Genomic DNA, 17,748 nt, shown 5'->3' on the forward strand with positions numbered 1-17,748 from the left:
GCCGCGGCGCGCGTCGTCAGGACGACGCCGACTTGGCGCCTTCCTCGCGTGCGGCCATGACCTGACGCAGCACGCGCGAGAGCTCATCGACCGAGTAGGGCTTCTGGATGAGACTGAAACCGTGGCGGTCGCCGTCGGCGAGGGCGTGGCTGTAGCCGCTGTTGAGCACGATCGGAATCATCGGGAGCCGGCGACGGATTTCCCGGCCGAGCGTGACTCCGTCCATTCCGGGCATCACGACGTCGCTGAGCACGAGATCGAAGCCACCGGGATTCGCGTCGATCAAGCGCAGCGCATCGTTTGCGCTGCGCGCCAGCACGGTTCGATAGCCGAGATCCTCGAGCAGCTGGGTCGAGAATTCGCCGATCTCCGGGTTGTCCTCGACGACCAGCACGTTCCAGCGCGCGACGACCATGTCCGGAGTGTGCTCGGTCCGCTCGCGCAGCTCCAACGGCTTGTGCGTGCGCGGCAGCAGCAGGGTCAGCGTCGTCCCCTTGCCGACCTCGCTCTCCGCCAACACCCGTCCGCCGGACTGGTGCACGAAGCCGTAGACCTGGGACAGGCCGAGACCCGTGCCGCGCCCGACTCCCTTGGTCGTGAAGAACGGCTCGAAGATGCGGTCGATCTGATCGGGCGCAATGCCGCATCCAGTGTCGCTGACGGCGATCGAGACGAATTGCGGCCGCCCGGGCTGGCCGTCCTGCGGCAGCAGCTGACCGCGAATGGTCAGGACGCCCCGGCCTTCCATCGCGTCCCGCGCATTGGCAACGAGATTGACGAGGGCCGTGTCGAACTGGTTGATGTCGACATCGACCGGAAGCGGCCGCGCTTGCAGGTCGAGCTCGATCGCGGCCGGCGCACCGAGCACGGTCTGCAGCATCTCTTCGATCTGCTCGATATGCCCCGCGGCATCGAAGACGCGGCGCTCCATCGGCGTCCGCCGCGCGAAGGCGAGCAACTGTCCGGTGAGCTTGGCGGCGCGATCCGCCGTGTCCGAGATCGCATCCACGTAGCGCCGCATGCGCTCCGGGGACAGCTGGCGCCGGCGCAACAGGTCGGCCGAGGACCGGATCACGGTCAGGAGATTGTTGAAGTCGTGCGCGACGCCGCCGGTGAGCTGGCCGATCGCCTCCATCTTCTGGGCCTGGCGGAACGCCTCCTCCGCCTTGCGCCGTTCGGTCAACTCGACCGCCTCGGGCACGATGGCGACCACCTGTCCGGTCTCGTCCCGCACCGGCCGCATCTGGAAGTCGAACCACCGTGAGCCGCCGACCGGCAGCTCGAGCTGCAACTCCTGGCGGGCCCCGTCGCCGCGAGCGACGGCGTCGACCAGGGATCTGATCAGCTCGGGCGTGCCGGGCGTCCCCGCAAACCACGGCGTCTCCCAGAATGGCAGCCCTGCGACCTCGTGCAGGGGCGCAGCGATCGCTTCGAGCGAGGTCGCATTGGCATCCAGAAGCGTCCCATCGGACGAGAGCAGAGCTTGGAACGTGTAGCTCGCCTCGAAGATCGTCCGCAACCGCGCCTCCTTGGCCTGCAGCTCCGCGGTACGCTCGGAGACCTGCGTCTCCAGGCGCTCGTTCAGCTCACGCAGCGTGGTCTCGGCCTCGTGCCGCACCCGCGACAGATCGATATTGGCACGCACCCGCGCCAGCAGCTCGCGCGCGCTGAACGGCTTGGTGAGATAGTCGCTCGCCCCGGCATCAAGCCCCTCGACCTTGGCCTCCTCGCCGGCGCGCGCCGACAGCATGACCACAGGAATGTCGCGAAGCTGCGCATCGCTACGTAGCGCTTTCAGCAGGCCGAAGCCGTCGAGCCCCGGCATCATGACGTCGGTCAGCACCAGATCGGGGCGGCGCCGTCGGACCGCCTCGAGGGCCGCCATGCCGTCGCTGACCGCCTCCACGTCATAATCCTCGCCGAGCAGACGGCGGACGTAGTCGCGCATGTCGGGATTGTCGTCCGCGAGCACCACGCGATCACGGGCCGATGCCGTCGCGGAGCGGACTCCGAGGTCGTCGGATGATGACGGGTGAGGAAGCTCGAACGACACACCGCCGTTCAGCCACCCGAGCGCCTCCTCGATGTAGGCCTCGGCCCGCACGTTGGTAACGGTCAGGACATGGGAAGGTCCGATCTGGCCCGCTGGCAGATGCGCCGAGCCAAGCGGAATTCGCACGGTGAAGACCGAGCCGCGGCCGAGCGCGCTGTCTACAGCGATCTCCCCGCCGTGAAGCCTCACCAGTTCCTGAACGAGAGCGAGACCGATGCCGCTGCCCTCGAAGGATCGGCCGCGCGCGCCTTCGATGCGACGAAACCGTTCGAACAGGTGCGGCAGCTCACTGGGCGGGATGCCGGTGCCGGTGTCGCGAACCTTGAGCTCGGCATGATTGCGGTCGGTGGACAAGCCGATCGACACCGCGATTTCACCTTCGAAGGTGAACTTGAACGCGTTCGACACCAGATTGAGAACGATCTTCTCCCACATGTCGCGGTCGACATACACCGGCTCGGACAGGGGCTTGGGGTCGATGATGAGACGCAGGCCGGCAGGATCCGTCGCCGAGCGGAAGTTGGACACGAGCTCGGCAGTGAAGACCGCAAGATCGATCGGCTCGAAGTGCGCGGTCATGCGGCCGGCCTCGATGCGCGAAAAGTCGAGCAGCGTGTTCACGAGCTTCAGCAGGCGAATGCCGTTGCGGTGGATCAGGCTGAGGACGGATCGCGCTTCGGAGGTGAGTTGGGCCTCGTCGCGGCCGAGCAGGTCTTCCAGCGGGCTCAACATCAGCGTCAGCGGCGTACGAAACTCGTGGCTGATGTTGGAAAAGAACGTCGTCTTGGCGCGGTCGATTTCGGCCAGCGCTTCCGCGCGGCGCCGCTCTGCCTGATAGGCCCCGCCATTGCTGACGGCCGCTGCAATCTGCCCCGCGACGAGGTTCAGGAAGCGCGCATAGCTCTCGTCGTAGAGGCGGAACGGATTGAGACCTGCGATGACGAAGCCGCCCCATCCGGCCTCCCCCGACGCGGGCAGCGGAAGCACAACGGCGTGCTGTGGCGGCTGACGCCATCCGCCGGTCGGAAAGCTGAGGCCGAACCGCCGCGGAAGATCGCGAACCAGCACCGCATCCTGCAGCCTCAGCGCTTCAGCCAGAGGCCACGTTCCTTCCGGCTGAATTCTCAGCCTCGGCTGAACGGCGGGATGATCGCGGTCGATGCCGGTCAAGGCCTCCAGCCGCGCCGCCTCGCCGTCCGGGTCGGTCATGTAGATCATCGCGAAAGGAAGGTCGCGCGACTCCCGCGCCAAGGCGTCCGCGCAGCTTGCGCAGGCCTGGTCGATGCTGCGGGCCCCGGCCCCGGCATTTGCGAGCTCGCGCAGCAGCGAGAGCTGGCGCTCGCTGATCACGCGCTGGGTGTCATCGGTGTTGGCGCAGAAGATTCCTCCGGGCGATCCATCGTCGTCCGGTATGGGACTGTAGGAGAACGTGTAGTAGGTCTCCTCGGGAAAGCCGTTGCGCTCCATGATCAGGAGCTGCGCCTCGACATAGGTGCCCTGGTCACCGCCGCCGGCCTTTGCCAGCAGCGGACCGATGTCCTCCCAGATCTCGTGCCAGACCGCGGACGTCGGGCGACCGAGAGCCCAGGGATGCTTACCGCCGATGATGGTCTTGTAAGCATCATTGTAGAGATAGATCAGCTCCCTTCCCCAACCGATCCAGATCGGCTGTTGGGATGTCAGCATGAGCCTGACGGCCGTCTTCAGGCTCTGCGGCCAATGCTCCGGCGTTCCGATCGAGGTGCTCTCCCAATCGAACCGCAACATCAGTCCGGCCAGCTCACTGCCTCCGGCGAAAAGCCTCTCGCGCTCGGCCATGCCGAGCTCCTGATCATGCCCTGTTTGCCGCTGGTCCGGCACGCGTCCCCCTTGGTCGAAATCCGACGTGATCTGGAACGCTGGTACTCCCCTCCGGTTCCGGAGCCGGGAACGAAAAGAGGGCGTGCGACTTCGAGAGACATACACCGCCGGGGGAGCACTGCCATGGCCATGACCGTTGCATCCGAACCGAACAAACCGAAACGGTCGCCCTGGAGCGTATTCCGGGTTTTGGGTCCAGGTCTCGTGACCGGTGCCGCCGACGACGATCCGTCGGGAATAGCGACGTACTCCCAGGCTGGCGCGCAGTTCGGTTACGGGCTGTTGTGGACGGTCTTTCTGACCGCGCCTTTCATGATCGCGATCCAGCTGGTGAGCGCGCGCATCGGCCGTGTCACCGGCAAAGGGCTGGCGGCCAACATCACTGCGCTTGCGCCACGCGGGATCGTCTTCGGCCTCGTCGCCCTCCTGGTCGGCGCCAACACCTTCAACATCGCAGCCGACATCGCGGCGATGGCGGAGGCGCTGTCGCTGGTGATCGGCGGTCTCAACCATGAGCACGCGCTGATCTTCGCCGCCGGGTCGACGCTGCTCCAGGTATTCCTGCCCTATCGCCGCTACGCACCGTTCATCAAGGTGCTGACCCTCAGCCTGTTCGCCTACGTCGCGACCGCCTTGATGGTCGAAGTGCCCTGGAGCACGGCGCTGCTCGCGGCGGTATGGCCCAGCCCGTCGACGGAGGCCGACTATCTGCTGACGGTGGTGGCCGTCCTCGGCACCACCATCAGCCCTTACCTGTTCTTCTGGCAGGCCTCGCAGGAGGTCGAGGAGATGAACCAGGGCAAGGTCGACCGTCCCTTGCGCGAGCTGTCGAAGAAGGACCACCCCGACCTCCGACGGATCAGGATCGACACCACGATCGGCATGATCTTCTCGAACGCAATCGCGTTCTTCATCATCGTGACGACCGCCACGGTGCTGCACGCGCATGGCATCACCAGGATCGACTCGGCGACGCAGGCGGCCGAAGCCCTGCGCCCGCTCGCGGGCGACCTCACCTTCCTGTTGTTCGCGCTCGGCATCATCGGGACCGGCATGCTGGCGATCCCGGTGCTGGCGGGCTCGGCGGCATACGCCGTCGCCGAGACCTTCGGCTGGCACGCGACCCTGGAGGCCAAGCCGGACGAGGCGGTCGGCTTCTACAGCATCATTGCTGCCGCCACGATCATCGGCTTCGGGCTCGGCTTCACCGGCATCGACCCGATCCACATGCTGGTGTGGAGCGCCGTGCTCAACGGCATCGCCGCCGTGCCGATCATGGCGATGATGATGGTGATCGTGTCCAATGCCGGGCTGATGGGCCGCTTCCGCGGACGGTCCTGGCTGATCGCCCTGGGATGGATCGGGACAGGTATCATGGCCATCGCCGTGCTGGCCCTGCTGTGGTCATTCGTCACGGGCCGCGCCTAGCGACCATCGCGTTTCCCTCTGCGTCGACTGCAACGCAGTTGCACAATGTCATTGGTGCAACGCGGGACGTAAACTGTGTTAACAGTCCGTTCCCGCCATCCCGCCGCGATTGATGCCGATCAACGCTGGGCGCGCTCCGGTATGGCGGTGCTCGAATAAAGGACCTCGGAGACTGCCTTGACCCAACCGCAACGCATGAGCGCACCGACGCTATCCCCCTATTCCCCGCGCGGACTCGCGCTGCTGCGCGATCCGCTGCTCAACAAGGGCACCGGCTTCACCGAGCAGGAGCGCGATGCGCTCGGCCTGCGCGGCTTCCTGCCCGCCGGCGTAATGTCGATGCAGGCCCAGGCCGAGCGGATCCTGGTCAATCTTCGCAGCCTGTCCAGCGACCTCGAGAAGTACGTGGCACTGAATGCACTGCACGACCGCAACGAAGCGCTGTTCTTCCGGGTGGTCTGCGACAACATCGACGAGATCCAGCCGCTGATCTACACGCCGACCGTCGGCCTCGCCTGCCAGAAATTCGGCCTGATCTTCCAGCGTCCGCGCGGCCTGTTCATCTCGGCCAATGACCGCGGCCGGATCGCGGAGATCCTCGCCAACTGGCCATATCGCGCCAAGCTGATCGTCGTCACCGACGGTGAGCGCATTCTCGGGCTCGGCGATCTCGGCGCCAACGGCATGGGCATTCCGGTCGGCAAGCTGTCGCTGTACTCGGCGTGCGCCGGCATTCATCCGGAGGAGTGCCTGCCGGTCATGCTCGATGTCGGCACCAACAACGAAGAGCTTCTGGCCGACCCCTACTACATTGGGCTGCGCCAGAAGCGCCTTACGGGCGAAGCTTATGACACGTTCGTCGACGAGTTCATGACGGCCGCGCGCGCCGCCTTCCCGGGCGTGCTGATCCAGTTCGAGGATTTCGCCAACCACGCCGCGTTCAAGCTGCTGCACAAATATCGCGACGACACCTGCGTCTTCAACGACGACATCCAGGGCACCGCAGCCGTGGCGCTCGCCGGCCTGTTCTCGGCGCAGCGTATCACTGGCGGCAAGCTGCGCGACCAGACCGTGCTGTTCCTCGGCGCCGGCGAGGCGGCCACCGGCATCGCGGATCTCGTCGTCTCCGCCATGATGGCCGAGGGCCTGTCCGAAGCCGAGGCGCTGCGGCGCAACTGGCTGATGGACTCGCGCGGCCTCGTCATCAAGGGGCGAGAGAACCTGCACGGCCATAAGCTACGCTATGCGCACGACCAGGCCCCGATCGCAGACTTCCTGACCGCGATCAGGACGCTGAAGCCGACCGCGATCATCGGCGTTGCGGCCGTCGGCGGCGCCTTCACGCCGGAAGTGCTGCAGGCCATGGCCGAGCTGAACGAGCGCCCCATCATCTTTGCGCTCTCAAATCCGACCTCGAAGGCGGAATGCTCGGCGGAGTCGGCCTATCGCTACACCCAGGGCCGCGCGCTGTTCGCCTGCGGCAGCCCCTACGATCCGGTCAAGCTCGACGGCAAGACCTTCGTGCCGCGCCAGGGCAACAACTCCTACATCTTCCCCGGTGTCGGCCTCGGCGCCATCGCCAGCTGCGCGCGGCTGGTGACGGACGAGATGTTCATGGCTGCCGCGCACACCCTGGCGAACTGCGTCACCGGCGCCGATCTCGAGCAGGGCAGCCTGTACCCGGCGCTGCCGCGCATCCGCGAGGTGTCTGCCCAGATCGGCGCCGCGGTGGCCGGCGTTGCCTATCAGAATGGGCTCGCCACGGGGCCGGCGCCGAACGATCTGCTCGGCTTGGTCGAGTCGAAGATGTACGACGCCCGCTACTGATCTCGACGCCCTCGGATGCCTCGGACTCACCAGTGGCGAGCGAAGAGGCATCCACCTATTGGTCCGGCACGATCGCGTTGGTGGGCGTTGGCCGATCGGTAATCTGCTGGCCGAACAGGCTGGCGATCAGTTCGACTGCGACCCGCGCGGTCTTGCCGCGCTCGTCCAGGAACGGGTTGAGCTCGACGATATCGACCGAACGCACCAGCCCGGAATCGTGCAGCATCTCCATGATGAGATGAGCCTCGCGATAGGTCGCGCCGCCAGGTACGGTCGTGCCGACGCCGGGGGCCACCTCGGGATCGAGGAAGTCGACATCGAAGCTCACATGCAGGACGCCGTTCCGCGCACGAACCTTGTCGACGATCCGGCGCGTCAGTACGCCGACGCCGAACTCGTCGATGGCGCGCATGTCGGCGATACTGATACGACGGAGACGCAGCAGCTCCTTTTCCGCCCTGTCGATCGAGCGGATGCCGAACAGCTCCAACTGATCTGGGGTGATGGGCGTGCGCGCCTCGTCGCCGAGCAGGCCGTCGAGACCCGGCTCGCCACACAGGAACGCGGCGGACATGCCGTGCATGTTCGCTGTAATGGTGGTTTCGGGCGTGTTGTAGTCGGCATGTGCGTCGAGCCAGAGCACGAACAGCTCCCGCCCGATCTCGCGGCAATGGCGCGCGATCCCGTTCACCGACCCCATCGACAGCGAATGGTCGCCGCCGAGAAACATCGGGATGGCGCCGGTCTGCGCCAGCTCGTGACTGCGACGCGCCAGCACCCGCGACCAGCGCTGGATCTGGCGATAGTGCTTGGCCTTCACCGGCGGCTCGTCACCGGGCTCCGTCATGTCGGCGATGCCGACATCGCCGTAGTCGGTGACGTCGAGCCCGAGGCTTTCCAGCACGCTGATGAGACCTGCGGTGCGCAGCGCAGCAGGCCCCATCAGCGTGCCGCGGACCGACGCGCCGAGATCGATCGGAGCACCAAGGACGGCGATGCGATGTGGCGCCTTAAGGTCTGGAGAAGCCAAGACGGAATCCTTTCATCGACGGCCGGGCGCCCAGCGTAGCGCGATTTTGCACCGCGCGCTTCGCCGGCGATGCGTCTCGGTCCCAGGGAACCAATCGCATCAGCAGGCATTTCCCACGAGCGTTACATGCGCCCCTCGGCCGAATCGCGTCGGCACGAGGGTGCCAATCCGACGAGCCGCGGCAAGAAGGCAACGACAGTGAGCAGCGAAACGTTCGAAACACCTCCGCAGCCGGGCGTCGCCGAACGCGCCCTCGACACCGCAACGGACATGTCGCATGCACTCGGCGAAGTGGTGGGTACCCTGAGTGCGGCCGTGGACCGGCTGAGCGAAGCGGCAAGGGACGCGCGGCGGCCCGGGACCGCCCTGTCGACCATCAGCGCGATCACCCGCGAGGCCCCGCTCACGAGCCTGTTCGTCGCCTTCCTGCTCGGGGTCACCGTCGCACGCCGGCGTTGAGGAACGGCGGTCAGAACAGCCGCGGTCCGCGCCGGTCGAGCTGCGATTCCCATGTCAGCAGCGTGGCCGCGATGACCATGATCGCAATCCCGGCGACACTGATCAGGACCTGCATCGCCAACCCGCTCGCCACGTCGGTCAGCACGACCTGGCCGAGGAAGGCCAGCAGCACACCCTGGCAATAGATCGGGAGCGAGTTCTCGCCGCACCTGATCATGGCCGTCATCAGCGGACGGATTGGCCCCTTCCAGTCCCGCGGAGCCAGCCGCGACACCACGAAGGCAAGCGCCAGGAAGTGCAACAACCGCACCGGCGCCAAGTGGCTCTTGTAGATCGGATAGATCAGGCCGCTGATGGCCGACGGGATCAGGTTCTCGAGACTCTTGAACTCCCAGCTGAGCGCCATCAACAGGCTGAACACGAGATAGCCGATCGCCACGATCAACAGCATTCGCGAGTCGAGGAGCGGACGCAGGCGTGTGGCGCCGGCACAGCCGTACCAGGCGCCGATCACGAACAGGAACTGCCAGGCGAACGGATTGAAATACAGCTCGCCGCTCGGCCACGCCGGCGCCTGCCAGCTGAACAGCTGAACCATCATGTAGAGCAGGAATGAAAGCGCCAGCGTCAACGTCGCGCTGGTGATCATCAGCCACAGGATGACGGGAAAGCAGATGTGCAGAATTGCAAACGTCAGCAGGATGTCGGTGTTGACGGGCGCGAATTGCAGCAGCGCCACATGCACCAGCGTGGGCCCGGGCTCGCGAAAGAAGAAGCCGGTGTTGGTCTCGTCGACGAAGCGCGTGCCGCCGCCGATCACCCAGACCAGCGCCGCATAGGCGAGCAGCAGCACCAGGAACGCCGCATAGATCTCCCAGGCGCGCCGCAGCGCCCGCACCACCGTGGTCGCCCAGCCCTGCTTCGGCAGCGCTCCGCCATAGGCGAGCATGCAGGTGTAGCCGGAGACGAAGACGAACACCTCGGAGGTGTCGCTGAAGCCGTAGTTGCGCAGCGTCAGCCACGCCAGCGAATTGTCCGGAACATGATCGATGAAGATGAACCAGAGGGCGAGCCCCCGGAACGCGTCGACCCGGAGGTCACGACCTCCGTTGCCGTTGCCGGCTGCCACGCTATCCGTCCTCGCCAGCTCTTGATCATCGGCAAACAAGATGGACCTCGTCTCGGGATGGCCGACCAACATCGACTCCGGCATGCATGTTGTGCCTTAATATCTCCTGCCGGTCATCGATCGGAACTCGAATCCGCCGCACGCGTCGTCCACCCTTCTGGCAGATTTCGAGGTTGGCCATTGAGCGCAGCCCCCCGTTTGCGTCTTCAGGCTGCCCCCCGTCATTTCAGCCGATTGTGCACGGCCAATATCCGTACTCGAAAAGTGTGCACGGAAACCGGGTGCCTGTGGAACATTGTCGGCATGGTGGTGTTAAGCATCTCACCACCGCCGGACTGGCAATTGTTCCAGTCCCGTATTTGCCCGGATTGATTGTAGATTGCTTAGACGTTGACTTGCAGTGGAAATGTTGACAGGGGGGTTCCGTGATCCACCGAGGTGTCCAATATACGGTCGTGGCGACTGCTGAACCGGACATGTGGGAATGGCGGTACGAGTTCGGCGATCAGATCAAGACCGGACGCACCCAGACCAGACTCGCCGCGCTCGCGGCCCGGCGCGTGAAGTCGAAGATCGATGCGGCGCTCCGTGCGGCCCAAACGGGTTCCGTGTCCACGGTGAATGTCGCCGAACGGATCGAGATGGCGAAGGCCGCATCGCATGGCCTGACCTGACTTTCTCTCTCTCCGGCGGTCCGGCGCGCGCCGGACCGCTCATCGCCTGTTGAGACAGATCAAGGCATCGATGCCGGCATTTGTCATGTTCAGGCGATGGAAACTCTCATTTTTCGCTGCTCCCAGACGGGATCGAACGTTCAGATCGGCTTGGCCGCACCGGCTCTTGCCGACCAGTTCGATGCCTATGAGGCCGCCGCATGCCCAGCATGCGGCGGTACGCACCTCGTCAACAGGCTGAGCGGAAAGATGCTGAGCGACAGGGAGGGCTCGACATGTCCTACGTTGCGGAAGAGCTGACGATCACCGCCTCGACCGATGTGTCTCGCTCGGCCGATATGTCTTGGCTGCGCCGCGCCGGCGCGCTCCTGAAGGCAATCGTCAGCCGGATCGACCTGTCCCATTTTCCCAAATCATGCTGTAATTGACGTCGAGATTCATCGACGCGCCGCGCGTGCCTGCGAGGCGGAGCCGCCAAGATCGCTCCTCTCCAGGGGCGAAACATTCCTTCGTGAGCCACCCGCCGTCACTCCGGCGAGGTATGCCACCACTCAACAGACAATGATCAGGAGTTCCTTGATGCACGCCTCGGTGATGAGAGTTATGGCGATCGCGATCGCGGCTGCGGCGTCGACACCGGCATGGGCCGCCGATCCGGATCACGGCGGGGATCTGGCCCGTCGCTGGTGCGCCTCATGCCACCTCATCGAAGGGACGCAGAAGCAGGCGAGCGCGGACGTTCCCACCTTCGCTCAGATTGCTCAGAAGACGGATTTCACGCCAGAGAAGGTCGCGTTTTTCCTGCTCGACCCGCATCCGAAGATGCCAAGCTTTCCGCTCAACCGGCTGGAGGCGGCCGACATCGCCGCCTATATCGGCAGCCTGCGAAAATAGGGCTGGGCTCTTTCGCCCGTCTCGTCCGCCCGTGTCCATTCGGCGGCAGCGCTGCCGCCGAGCTCTGTCCATGCAGACCGTCGCTCCTGCGACGGCGAGGCTCGCGCTTCAGCTCTTGGGTTCGGTCGCCTTGCTCGCGGCGGACATGATGCTCGACGTGATCGTCTTCATGTGCTCACCGGCGTTGGTGAACTGGCTGCGCAGGAACTCGGACTGGATCCGCATCGCCTCCTCGAGCTCGGTGGCGTGAACGAGCTTTCGAGCGTGTTCGAAAGCCGTCTTGATGTTCTGCTCGGTGAGAGTGAGCGCCTGCTTGGACATGTCGGCGGCAGGTCCGGGAACCGTGCCGATCGATTTGCCGGCTGCGTCGAAGAACATCTCGAACGCCTTTTCCGCCTGCGAGATGGTCTTTTCGGCCAGGTCCCGCAGTTCAGCGGGCACTTCCAGTTTGGTTTGGGTCATCGTTGCGTCCTCCACGACAGATCCAACTACCACATCCGACTCCCTGCGTCGCCGTACAAATAGATGCGGAAGAAAGCTGCGCGCCTGTCAGAGTGCGGCCATACGTTGGCGCGTATTCTGCAGCGCGTATTCGATCGAAGCGAGGTGACGATCATAGGTCCGCCGCGCGCGCTCGGTCCGTAACGAGGCCTGAGAGCTCTCGCGCATGCTGCAGGGCAAGATCGAGAAGGAGGACAGTTCTTCTCGCATCCTCCCTGACACCGAATGCACCGGCTCGCACGGTGTCCATGTGGCCGGCACCGGCCACCACAACCGCGGCCTTCTCTTCAGCCGTCGCAAAGGCGGCCTGAGGAGAGAGTGTCCTCGTGCGAAAGGGAACGATGTTGGTCATTGGCCTTTCCCGTCCGCGGAGGCGGATCTGCATCAAATTTTCAGCGTTATACACATGGCCTTTTACGGAAGCCTTCGAGCGATCGCATAAGGCATGGCCGCTCTGGCCTCAACGCGAGCGGCGAGACTAACCCGAAAGCAAAGGCAAAGGCGTCGACTCCGGCGAATCTTGTCAGCCCCGGTTGCGGCAAGCGCCGCTCAGCCCGAGAAGCGGCGCCGATACTCCGATGGCGACACGCCGAGATGCCGCAGGAACGCCCGCCGCATGCGCTCGTCGTCGCCAAAGCCCGCCCGTTTGGCGACTTCGACCACGTTTTCGACCTGGCGGCTTTCGAGTAGGAGGCGCGCCGTCTCGACCCTGAGCGCCTCGACTCCCTGTGCCGGGGTCATCCCGGTGCGGCTGACATAGGTGCGGGCAAAGGTGCGCGGCGTCATGCCGGCTCTCGCGGCCAGCGCCTCGACGCGCAGGTCGCTCGCGATGTTCTCGATGATCCAGGCATGCAGCGCACTGAACCGACCCTCGACGTCGGACGCCTGCGCCGCCAGGACGGTCGAAAACTGACTCTGGCCGCCAGGACGCTTCAGGAAGACGACGAGCCGGCGCGCCACGTCGAGCGCGATCGTATGACCGAAATCCTCCTCGATCATCGCCAGCGCCAGATCGATGCCGGCGCTCACGCCTGCGGATGACCAGACCCGGCCGTCCTGCACGAAGATCGCGTCGGGCTCGACCTTCACGTTCGGAAAACTGTCCTGCAGGCGGGGGCAGTAGCGCCAATGTGTAGCGGCCCGCCTGCCCTCCAGCGCGCCGACCCAGGCCAGCGCAAAGGCGCCGAGGCAGACGGATGCGATCCGCCGGGCGCCCGGGAGCACCTCCCCGATCCACCGCATCACCGTCTCGTCCTGCCGCAGCTTCCAGATGCCCGGCCCCCCAGGGATCAGCAGCGTGTCGACCTCCTCAGGCTTCACGGACGAGAGCGGCGCGGTGTCGATCATCAGGCCGACATCGGTCGGCACCAGTCCGCCCTCCTTGGACACGTAGCTGAGCGCATAGCCCGGCCCCGGCAGCTCGATCTCGCTGAGCTCGGCGAACACCTGCGCCGGGCCGGAAACGTCGAGCAGCGTCACTCCGGGAAAGGCAAAGATGGCGAGCCGCCTTTCGGCACCATCTCGACGCACCGCAGCACGCCGGGGAGAGTTGGCAGGATTCGAGGGCATATTGTCCTTTAAGCCATCGGAGGACCGCCTGTATAGCTCGACCTTGCAGTGCTGGAGTTCACGTGATGTCGCGCAACCTGGACGGCCGATACAAGACGATCGCCTCGCCATGGGACGACTACACCGTCTACAGCTTTTCCGACGCGTCGGAGATCGAGCTGCCTGATCGGCAGCCGATCATGGATGCGATGAATTCGATCATTGCCATTAACTGGAAAGCAATCGAACCCCATTGGACCGCGGCCTCATCGCCGTTCAACAGCAAATACGGCCTCGTTCTAGTCTACGATCACATCGGACTGGTCGCGTTTTCGGTCTATCGCGTGATGACCATCGCGCAGCGGCTGGCCATCTATCGCAGTGGAACCGAAGTACTACCCGCACATCAGGGTCGTGGCCTGTATGGGTTCTTTACGTCGCAGATCCTCAAGCATCCTGGGTCGGCCACGCCCGGCGAAGAAATTCTTTACGGATGGCGTACGCGCAACCCGATCGTGTGGGCTGCCAACGCCAAGATCTGCGAGAGGGTCGCGCCGTCGCTGCTCGATGAGGCGGCGGATGCGGAGTTGCAGGCCGCCTGCGTCGAGATGTGCGCGACGATCTATCCGGGCAAGCCGCTCGAGGTGCCCCGCATGATCATGCGCGGCGCCTACGGACACATCCAGCATATCAGGCAAGACTATCACGGCAGGGCCTCGCTGGTCGAGACCGCGATGTCGCGGATCATCCCGGATTCCGCCGACGCCCTGTTCTCCGTCGGCTATGCGAGGGTGTGATGGCGGCGCTCGGACAACAAGCGGTCGCGTCCTCTTCGCTCCGGTTCTTCGATCGCGCCTATGTTGCGTGGGGAACGGTCGCGTTTGCCTACGCCGTCGCCTTCCTGCAGCGGATGTCGCCGCAGACCGTGGGCCTCGACTTCATGCGCGACTTCGGCACCGACGCCTCCGGCGTCGCGATGCTCGCCTCCAGCTACTTCTGGGGCTACACCTTGATGCAGATCCCCGCGGGCGTTCTGGTCGACCGCTACGGTGTGAAGCGTGTCGTCCTGTGCAGCATGACGGCGTCGGTGCTCGGCAGCGCCGCCTTCGCGCTGTCGCCTACCCTGTTCGACGTCTTCGTCGCACGCGTGGTCGTGGCGTGCGGCGACGCGCTGGTGTTCACGGCGCTGCTGAAGCTCGTCGCGCAGAACTTTTCCGACCAGCGTTTCGGCCTGATGTCCGGCATCTCCCAGGTGTCGGGCTATGTCGGCGGCGTCCTCGCCACGACCCCGCTCGCCGCTGCGGTCAGCGGCTTCGGCTGGCGCGCCTGTTTTCTCTTCATCGCCTGCGTCGGCGTCGCGAACTTTGCCTGCGCGTCCGCGACCTTGAAATCCGCACCTGCGAACTACACCAGCCGGACGCTGAAGAGCGTCCTGGTCACAAGCTGGCATGCGCTCGGATCGGCCGCGACCTGGGGCTGCGCCATGAGCTTCGCTGCGCATTTCGCGGTCGTGACCACGCTTGCCGGGGTGTGGGGCATCCCGATGGTCGCGCATTATTTCGGCATCTCGCCGTCAGCGGCCGGAGGCCCTCTGCTCGCCTTCATGGTCGGCAACGCCATCGGATCGATCTTTCTCGGCCATGCCGCCGACCGGATGCAGTCGCTCAATGCAGCCCTGATTTCCATCACCCTGCTGCGCATGCTGCTCGTCGTGATGCTGTTGCCGGCACTGGCGCACAGCTTCGGCTTCTTCTATGTCGGCGCGGTGTTCGCCGTGCTCGGTCTGGTGGCCGGGGGCACCGTGCCGCTGATCCTGAAAAGCACGAAGCATCTCTACACGGCGGAGCGCATCGGCGTCGGCGCATCGATCAATACGACAGCCGCCGGCATTTTTGCCGGGCTGGCTCAGCCGGCGATCGCCTTTGCCATGGTGACTGCAAGCGGCCTCGACCCCGACATCGGATCAAGCCTGCGCAGTGCCGCCAGCGATTCCGGCTACGCAGCCCTGATCGAGATTCTTCTCCTGATGTCGCTTCCTGGACTCCTTGGGCCGCTGATGATGAGGCGCGAATTGATACTTCGTACTTAAGCATAAGAACAGAGAGGGTCAGTATGTCGCGTTTGTATTTGAGAAGGGACGAAGTCCGATCCGGCCATCAGGCCGGCACCTGGCAGAGCGTCCTGTTTTCGGAATTCGAGGCTCAGATGAGCAGCGAAGCAAGACCCTTTCCGTGCGTATTCGGCGTCGCGGGCTATCGTCACGATCAGCTTCGTTATCTGTTTCTCGACCCCATCGACATCGACGTGCTCGGCCAGCAGCTCGCCTTGTTCGTCTCGGAGAGCCGCTCGCACGGGCCCAACACCTCGCTGGTGCTGTTCACGCGCCCGCGCCCGGTCCAGACCATCGACTCCTACTACAAGAAATTCTGGCACATCCTCGATCAGCTGGCGCGCGTCGACAGCCAGCCGTGGCCCGCCGAAATTCCCGAGACCGTCGATCATCCGATGTGGGAGTTCTCGTTCGCCGGGGAGCCGATCTTCGTCGTCTGCAGCACGCCCGCACATGTGATGCGGCAAAGCCGCCGATCGAGCGCATTCATGCTGACCTTCCAACCGCGCTGGGTGTTCGAACGGATGCTCGGCACGGACGAGGCGGCGGCCAAGGCCTTCGGCGAGGTGCGCAAACGGCTGGTCCCGTTCGACACGACGGCGCCTTCGCCCCAGCTCGGACGCTACGGCAATCCGGAGGGCCGGGAGTTCAAACAGTACTTCCTCTACGACGACAACCAGCCGCCGCCGGCCTGTCCCTTCCACAAGCTGGCGCAGACCAAGCCATCGTCCATTACAGACAAGGAGCAGGCTGCATGACCCAGATCATCGCTGGAACCAAGACCAGCTTCGCGATCGATCCCGACATCCTGGCGCTGTTGCCGACGCAGGGCTGCATCGAGCTGCAGCACGATGCAGCCGGCAAGGTTCACGCCTTCCATACCCACCCCGTCGACGAAATCCTCGTCGTGATCAAGGGACGGCTCGCGTTTCGTTGGGAAGGCGGCGAGCGCATCTGTACCGCCGGCGACAAGATCCTGTTGCCGGCCGGGACGCTGCACGAATCGGAAGCGCTGGATGATGCAATCTACGCGATCGCTACGCGGCCACCCGCAACCATTGCATGCAATCGGGAGGGATGAGGTCAGGACAGAGGGCGGTCGGTCTCCGAAAGGGCGTCTGCGGTCAACCGCTCGACTATCTCGATCACCTCGATGCGCTGGCCCGGAGCCAGCTTCAGGAACGCCTTCAGCAGACGAAGGCTTTCCACGGCTTCGCTCGATGGGGCTCCGAGCTTCGTGTGCAGCTCCGCGATGAATGTTGAATTCTTCATCTCGCACCTTTGGCAGGAAACGGTAATGCCAGTCCTTAGCAAACGTGAAGGCCTTGCACGCAAGGTAGATACTGCAGCAATCGAGGCTGAAAGTCTCGGTCTGACGACTGCGACCCTGATCCTCAGGATGGCCCGCCTGGAAATCGACCGTGCGGAACCCGATGAGGTTGAAAGTATGCCAGGGAACAACTCTCGCAGCAAGCCGAACTGACCGGTGGGTTGATTTCGGCGTCACAATTTGGGTCTTCTGGCAGTTTCTGGCTGACGATACCAGTGGAAACGGTCGTTTACCGAACAATGCGCGGGGATTACGGCAGCGGTAAGCTTGTCCTCCACATTAGAGGTCTTCTATAGTTTGCTTTGGGGGAAGAATGGGTTGCGGATCCCGCTCGGGCTCCGTGCCCACTCCCGCCACACAGCGGCTGCAGGAAGACCATGCGCACTTATTATTTCGATATGAAGGATGGCATTCCGACCAGAGACCGGACCGGCCTGGAATTTGCGACGAGTGCGGGGGCGATCGAGCACAGCCGGGATTTGGCCCGGCGACTCCGGCACGACCCGCGCATCACCGACCGCAGGCTGTCCATCGTCGTCGTCGACGAATCTGGCGCGGAGGTTCACCGTGAGCCGGTTTATCCGGCTGCAGTGAAGGCCAGCCTGTCCTGATTTTTTCATAGGCGTGCCAGCAGAGACTGCGCGCTGACTATTTTTTCTACTTTTCGTAGAGGAAACGAAAAGCCGAACAACCCTTGAGTGTGTACGTTTGGCGCGCGATCAGGCCGCTTCGGCATCAAGAGCGCCCTGAGTGTCAGCCCCCCGCCGCTCCGCTCGACCGGCTCTCCCCTTCCCTCGGTCGCCAACGAACGCCACCGCTGCGCCACCGACGGGTAGAGTCGAGGAAGGGCGCGGTGGCTTGGGCCATTCGGCAACGCCCCGTTTCCCTTCCCCGCTCATCGAACC

At 64.5% G+C, this 17,748-nt stretch carries 19 protein-coding genes; 12 read left to right on the top strand and 7 right to left on the bottom strand.

The window, feature by feature from the left end:
- Positions 1 to 16: 16 nt before the first annotated feature.
- On the bottom strand, positions 17 to 3,871 hold the full coding sequence (locus tag QW868_RS11225) for an ATP-binding protein (RefSeq protein WP_315782858.1): 3,855 nt from the start codon (positions 3,869 to 3,871) through the stop codon (positions 17 to 19).
- Between the two features lie 165 nt (positions 3,872 to 4,036).
- Here QW868_RS11225 and QW868_RS11230 point away from each other — a divergent pair, with 165 nt between their 5' ends.
- Together QW868_RS11230 and QW868_RS11235 are read left to right on the top strand one after the other, a co-directional pair.
- The gene (locus tag QW868_RS11230) at positions 4,037 to 5,341 is read left to right on the top strand and encodes a divalent metal cation transporter (protein ID WP_315739096.1); all 1,305 of its coding nucleotides are present in this window, start codon (positions 4,037 to 4,039) and stop codon (positions 5,339 to 5,341) included.
- A 195-nt stretch (positions 5,342 to 5,536) separates the two neighbouring features.
- Positions 5,537 to 7,168, top strand: a complete 1,632-nt coding sequence (locus tag QW868_RS11235; protein WP_316230580.1) for an NAD-dependent malic enzyme — start codon at positions 5,537 to 5,539, stop codon at positions 7,166 to 7,168.
- Between the two features lie 55 nt (positions 7,169 to 7,223).
- Here the strand turns inward: QW868_RS11235 and rocF are convergent, their stop codons facing one another.
- Positions 7,224 to 8,198, bottom strand: a complete 975-nt coding sequence (gene rocF, locus QW868_RS11240) for an arginase (RefSeq protein ID WP_316230571.1) — start codon at positions 8,196 to 8,198, stop codon at positions 7,224 to 7,226.
- A 198-nt stretch (positions 8,199 to 8,396) separates the two neighbouring features.
- Here rocF and QW868_RS11245 point away from each other — a divergent pair, with 198 nt between their 5' ends.
- A complete protein-coding gene (locus QW868_RS11245) occupies positions 8,397 to 8,657 on the top strand; it encodes a hypothetical protein (RefSeq protein ID WP_315782901.1) in 261 nt (86 codons plus the stop codon).
- 10 nt (positions 8,658 to 8,667) lie between these two features.
- On the opposite strand, the gene QW868_RS11250 is transcribed toward QW868_RS11245, so the two are convergent.
- A complete protein-coding gene (locus tag QW868_RS11250; RefSeq protein ID WP_316230572.1) occupies positions 8,668 to 9,786 on the bottom strand; it encodes an OpgC domain-containing protein in 1,119 nt (372 codons plus the stop codon).
- Between the two features lie 425 nt (positions 9,787 to 10,211).
- Between QW868_RS11250 and QW868_RS11255 the strand changes: the two genes are divergently transcribed.
- The 3 genes from QW868_RS11255 to QW868_RS11265 all read left to right on the top strand — a co-directional run bounded on the left by QW868_RS11255 (position 10,212) and on the right by QW868_RS11265 (position 11,354).
- Positions 10,212 to 10,460 carry a hypothetical protein gene (locus QW868_RS11255; protein WP_315739099.1) on the top strand — a complete coding sequence of 83 codons (249 nt, stop codon included), beginning with the start codon at positions 10,212 to 10,214 and terminating at the stop codon, positions 10,458 to 10,460.
- A 275-nt stretch (positions 10,461 to 10,735) separates the two neighbouring features.
- Positions 10,736 to 10,888 carry a hypothetical protein gene (locus QW868_RS11260; protein ID WP_315739100.1) on the top strand — a complete coding sequence of 51 codons (153 nt, stop codon included), beginning with the start codon at positions 10,736 to 10,738 and terminating at the stop codon, positions 10,886 to 10,888.
- 151 nt (positions 10,889 to 11,039) lie between these two features.
- Positions 11,040 to 11,354 (top strand): c-type cytochrome, encoded by a 315-nt coding sequence (locus QW868_RS11265; protein ID WP_315739101.1) that lies wholly within the window; start codon positions 11,040 to 11,042, stop codon positions 11,352 to 11,354.
- Between the two features lie 108 nt (positions 11,355 to 11,462).
- Here the strand turns inward: QW868_RS11265 and QW868_RS11270 are convergent, their stop codons facing one another.
- The 3 genes from QW868_RS11270 to QW868_RS11280 all read right to left on the bottom strand — a co-directional run bounded on the left by QW868_RS11270 (position 11,463) and on the right by QW868_RS11280 (position 13,424).
- Positions 11,463 to 11,816 (bottom strand): phasin, encoded by a 354-nt coding sequence (locus QW868_RS11270; RefSeq protein WP_315739142.1) that lies wholly within the window; start codon positions 11,814 to 11,816, stop codon positions 11,463 to 11,465.
- A 151-nt stretch (positions 11,817 to 11,967) separates the two neighbouring features.
- Positions 11,968 to 12,207: a hypothetical protein gene (locus QW868_RS11275; protein WP_315812938.1), complete on the bottom strand. Its 240-nt coding sequence runs from the start codon at positions 12,205 to 12,207 to the stop codon at positions 11,968 to 11,970.
- A gap of 197 nt (positions 12,208 to 12,404) precedes the next feature.
- The gene (locus tag QW868_RS11280) at positions 12,405 to 13,424 is read right to left on the bottom strand and encodes a GlxA family transcriptional regulator (RefSeq protein WP_315756162.1); all 1,020 of its coding nucleotides are present in this window, start codon (positions 13,422 to 13,424) and stop codon (positions 12,405 to 12,407) included.
- 65 nt (positions 13,425 to 13,489) lie between these two features.
- Here QW868_RS11280 and QW868_RS11285 point away from each other — a divergent pair, with 65 nt between their 5' ends.
- The 4 genes from QW868_RS11285 to QW868_RS11300 all read left to right on the top strand — a co-directional run bounded on the left by QW868_RS11285 (position 13,490) and on the right by QW868_RS11300 (position 16,594).
- On the top strand, positions 13,490 to 14,200 hold the full coding sequence (locus QW868_RS11285) for a hypothetical protein (protein ID WP_315739103.1): 711 nt from the start codon (positions 13,490 to 13,492) through the stop codon (positions 14,198 to 14,200).
- On the top strand, positions 14,200 to 15,492 hold the full coding sequence (locus QW868_RS11290) for an MFS transporter (protein ID WP_315782866.1): 1,293 nt from the start codon (positions 14,200 to 14,202) through the stop codon (positions 15,490 to 15,492). The genes QW868_RS11285 and QW868_RS11290 overlap by 1 nt, the downstream gene beginning before the upstream one ends.
- A gap of 116 nt (positions 15,493 to 15,608) precedes the next feature.
- Positions 15,609 to 16,271 carry a YqcI/YcgG family protein gene (locus QW868_RS11295; protein ID WP_315782868.1) on the top strand — a complete coding sequence of 221 codons (663 nt, stop codon included), beginning with the start codon at positions 15,609 to 15,611 and terminating at the stop codon, positions 16,269 to 16,271.
- Positions 16,268 to 16,594: a cupin domain-containing protein gene (locus QW868_RS11300; RefSeq protein ID WP_316230573.1), complete on the top strand. Its 327-nt coding sequence runs from the start codon at positions 16,268 to 16,270 to the stop codon at positions 16,592 to 16,594. The genes QW868_RS11295 and QW868_RS11300 overlap by 4 nt, the downstream gene beginning before the upstream one ends.
- A gap of 2 nt (positions 16,595 to 16,596) precedes the next feature.
- Here QW868_RS11300 and QW868_RS11305 read toward each other — a convergent pair whose 3' ends face one another.
- Positions 16,597 to 16,785 (bottom strand): hypothetical protein, encoded by a 189-nt coding sequence (locus QW868_RS11305; protein ID WP_315782872.1) that lies wholly within the window; start codon positions 16,783 to 16,785, stop codon positions 16,597 to 16,599.
- On the opposite strand from QW868_RS11305, the gene QW868_RS11310 reads away from it, so the two are divergent.
- A complete protein-coding gene (locus QW868_RS11310; RefSeq protein ID WP_315739109.1) occupies positions 16,766 to 16,996 on the top strand; it encodes a hypothetical protein in 231 nt (76 codons plus the stop codon). The genes QW868_RS11305 and QW868_RS11310 overlap by 20 nt on opposite strands.
- Positions 16,997 to 17,220: 224 nt before the next feature.
- Positions 17,221 to 17,454 carry a DUF6894 family protein gene (locus QW868_RS11315; RefSeq protein ID WP_315712992.1) on the top strand — a complete coding sequence of 78 codons (234 nt, stop codon included), beginning with the start codon at positions 17,221 to 17,223 and terminating at the stop codon, positions 17,452 to 17,454.
- Positions 17,455 to 17,748: the final 294 nt, after the last annotated feature.

Source organism: Bradyrhizobium sp. SZCCHNR1051, assembly GCF_032489615.1.
GTDB lineage: Bacteria > Pseudomonadota > Alphaproteobacteria > Rhizobiales > Xanthobacteraceae > Bradyrhizobium.

What these genes read in the sequence shown, in the direction of transcription:
- QW868_RS11280 (WP_315756162.1), bottom strand. Translation starts at nt 13,424, where the DNA reads ATGCCCTCGAATCCTGCCAACTCTCCCCGGCGTGCTGCGGTGCGTCGA.
- QW868_RS11275 (WP_315812938.1), bottom strand. Translation starts at nt 12,207, where the DNA reads ATGACCAACATCGTTCCCTTTCGCACGAGGACACTCTCTCCTCAGGCC.
- QW868_RS11225 (WP_315782858.1), bottom strand. Translation starts at nt 3,871, where the DNA reads ATGGCCGAGCGCGAGAGGCTTTTCGCCGGAGGCAGTGAGCTGGCCGGA.
- QW868_RS11265 (WP_315739101.1), top strand. Translation starts at nt 11,040, where the DNA reads ATGCACGCCTCGGTGATGAGAGTTATGGCGATCGCGATCGCGGCTGCG.
- QW868_RS11260 (WP_315739100.1), top strand. Translation starts at nt 10,736, where the DNA reads ATGTCCTACGTTGCGGAAGAGCTGACGATCACCGCCTCGACCGATGTG.
- QW868_RS11290 (WP_315782866.1), top strand. Translation starts at nt 14,200, where the DNA reads ATGGCGGCGCTCGGACAACAAGCGGTCGCGTCCTCTTCGCTCCGGTTC.
- QW868_RS11300 (WP_316230573.1), top strand. Translation starts at nt 16,268, where the DNA reads ATGACCCAGATCATCGCTGGAACCAAGACCAGCTTCGCGATCGATCCC.
- QW868_RS11230 (WP_315739096.1), top strand. Translation starts at nt 4,037, where the DNA reads ATGGCCATGACCGTTGCATCCGAACCGAACAAACCGAAACGGTCGCCC.
- QW868_RS11305 (WP_315782872.1), bottom strand. Translation starts at nt 16,785, where the DNA reads ATGAAGAATTCAACATTCATCGCGGAGCTGCACACGAAGCTCGGAGCC.
- QW868_RS11315 (WP_315712992.1), top strand. Translation starts at nt 17,221, where the DNA reads ATGCGCACTTATTATTTCGATATGAAGGATGGCATTCCGACCAGAGAC.
- QW868_RS11270 (WP_315739142.1), bottom strand. Translation starts at nt 11,816, where the DNA reads ATGACCCAAACCAAACTGGAAGTGCCCGCTGAACTGCGGGACCTGGCC.
- QW868_RS11295 (WP_315782868.1), top strand. Translation starts at nt 15,609, where the DNA reads ATGAGCAGCGAAGCAAGACCCTTTCCGTGCGTATTCGGCGTCGCGGGC.
- QW868_RS11235 (WP_316230580.1), top strand. Translation starts at nt 5,537, where the DNA reads ATGAGCGCACCGACGCTATCCCCCTATTCCCCGCGCGGACTCGCGCTG.
- QW868_RS11285 (WP_315739103.1), top strand. Translation starts at nt 13,490, where the DNA reads ATGTCGCGCAACCTGGACGGCCGATACAAGACGATCGCCTCGCCATGG.
- QW868_RS11310 (WP_315739109.1), top strand. Translation starts at nt 16,766, where the DNA reads ATGAATGTTGAATTCTTCATCTCGCACCTTTGGCAGGAAACGGTAATG.